This window comes from Psychrobacter okhotskensis, from assembly GCF_013248965.1.
Classification (GTDB): domain Bacteria; phylum Pseudomonadota; class Gammaproteobacteria; order Pseudomonadales; family Moraxellaceae; genus Psychrobacter; species Psychrobacter okhotskensis.
This window is the reverse complement of sequence record NZ_JABRVQ010000056.1, coordinates 1-1,927: the sequence shown is the minus strand read 5'-3', so window position 1 is coordinate 1,927 and position 1,927 is coordinate 1. Positions and strand designations below refer to the sequence as shown.

Here is a 1,927-nt window from a genome sequence, read left to right as displayed (position 1 = left end):
CAAAAGGGATGTATTACTAAGTACATCCCTAAACTCCTCCTATCGTCGTCAATCGTCGTTCCTCCTCTTCCTCCTCCAGTCGTCGTCGCAATATTATTATTCTTTATCGTTAAGGATTTAGACTTGGGTAGTTTCCAAGTCGAAAGCTCGCACTTTGTGATTATAGATTAAAGGTTCTCACGGCAGCGTCATCGTCCGTCTGTTACGGGCACAGAAAACTATGACGACATTATCAGCAAAAAGCGGTTAACTGGAGGGAAAAAGAAAACGCCCTGAAAAGGAAATAACAGGGCGTTAGAGGTTGTTACGTTGTTACATCGTTGCAATGTAATTTGTAACGTTGTTACATCAGGCGCAGACTACAAGACCCTGCTCAAATGCCCAGTCAGGTATGCCGACAGGTTGAGCTTCTAACACTCTCATTAATGGGATAACGTTAGCGTCTTTTTGTTCAATATCTCTAGGTATACCAATATCTATGCCTAGCTCTTTTAATTGAGCTTTATAGCGGTAGTAAGTAGGACGTTTTAATTCTAATTTTAAATCTTGACCACCTAACCAAGCAAAATAAGCCATTTTAACCGATGGTTTTAAATTCTTTAACTTGTCGTCAGTCAATCGTATATTGTTACTCATTTCTAGCCCCTTAATTAGCTCTAGGAGTAACATTTTACCAGTATCAGCGTTCCAATGTGCAACTTCGTGTAGATGCCATTCACGTAACTGATTAGACCTTAAGACTAACTCTATACGTAAGGCTCTGTCAGCATATGCGAGCATTTCAGGGGTTCGCAAAGCATCGGGAAAATTACTTTTTTTACTGTTTATTTCGTCACCTTTGGAGTAACACTTTAAGAACCATCGTCTTGAGCGAATATTGCCCCAATAAAGCGTGTCGCCTTTGAACTGTCCAGCACCACGATGTTTAAGACTAATTTTTTGACCAGCAGACCGAAGCCAAGCTAAAACTTCTTCACGAGTTTCAAGAAACCATGTTTCGTTAATATCTACTCTCGATACTGTTAATTTGCCCATCTTAACGGCGTGTAGCTGCTCTAGGCTAGGTTTTAACTTAAGCTCTGGTATATCTAACAATTTATTAAAGAAAAGCCATACAAGGCGTTTTAGGTCGTTTGTGCCGAATAAATTATGACCTTGTAGCCACTTGGTAGGATTGCCTGATATTTCTATAGTTGATTGAGTAATTGAGCGGATCGAAATAGTCGCATCATATGAACCAACAAGAGGTAGAAACTTAACGAGTGACCACTCGATAGAGTCGCCATCTTTGGATAAAGAAACCACTTCACCATTAGATATTATTCCGTCATGGTCACATGACACTTTCATCGTTACCCAATCAATCATCTTGCTTCTCCACCCAATCAAATTGCTTAAGCATGTCATTATTCATTTGTGCTGTCCCAATATTTGCTTTAGCAGTCATTCGAGCTAAGACAGGCTTTATATCTTTCTTTTGTTCTGCAAGCTGTAGGGCGTCTCTAAGGTCGGTAAGCATAGGGGTAATATCGACCAATATGTCAGTTATCAGGGTAGATTTAGGCTTTTTCATTAAAACGCTTAAATCCTCTAATAATTTATTTAGGTCATCATCAACAGTGAGGGCTATTCTTGGTTTTTGGCTAGACATGTCTAAATATCCTAAAAAGTAACTATTTTGCATAATAGTAACAGTAGGTAGTTTGGTTAGCAAGATATTTTTGAGACAAAAGGGAGGGGGTATAAAAAAGCCCATAAGGCTTATTTTTAGACATCTAGGAGGGTTTTCAGCATAGTTATATTCTCAACTGTGAGACAAAAGGGATGTATTACTAAGTACATCCCTAAACTCCTCCTATCGTCGTCAATCGTCGTTCCTCCTCTTCCTCCTCCAGTCGTCGTCGCAATATTATTATTCTTTATCGTT

The 1,927-nt window shown here is 39.2% G+C and carries 2 protein-coding genes; both read right to left on the bottom strand.

Annotation, left to right across the window (positions count from 1 at the left end):
* Nucleotides 1–348 precede the first annotated feature (348 nt).
* Complete coding sequence (locus tag HQR03_RS14005) at nt 349–1,368, bottom strand: phage/plasmid replication protein, II/X family (RefSeq protein ID WP_173240643.1); 1,020 nt, start codon at nt 1,366–1,368, stop codon at nt 349–351.
* Nucleotides 1,361–1,651 carry a hypothetical protein gene (locus tag HQR03_RS14000; protein ID WP_173240641.1) on the bottom strand — a complete coding sequence of 97 codons (291 nt, stop codon included), beginning with the start codon at nt 1,649–1,651 and terminating at the stop codon, nt 1,361–1,363. Before HQR03_RS14000 ends, HQR03_RS14005 begins: the two co-directional genes overlap by 8 nt.
* Nucleotides 1,652–1,927: the final 276 nt, after the last annotated feature.

What these genes read in the sequence shown, in the direction of transcription:
- HQR03_RS14005 (WP_173240643.1), bottom strand. Translation starts at nt 1,368, where the DNA reads ATGATTGATTGGGTAACGATGAAAGTGTCATGTGACCATGACGGAATA.
- HQR03_RS14000 (WP_173240641.1), bottom strand. Translation starts at nt 1,651, where the DNA reads ATGTCTAGCCAAAAACCAAGAATAGCCCTCACTGTTGATGATGACCTA.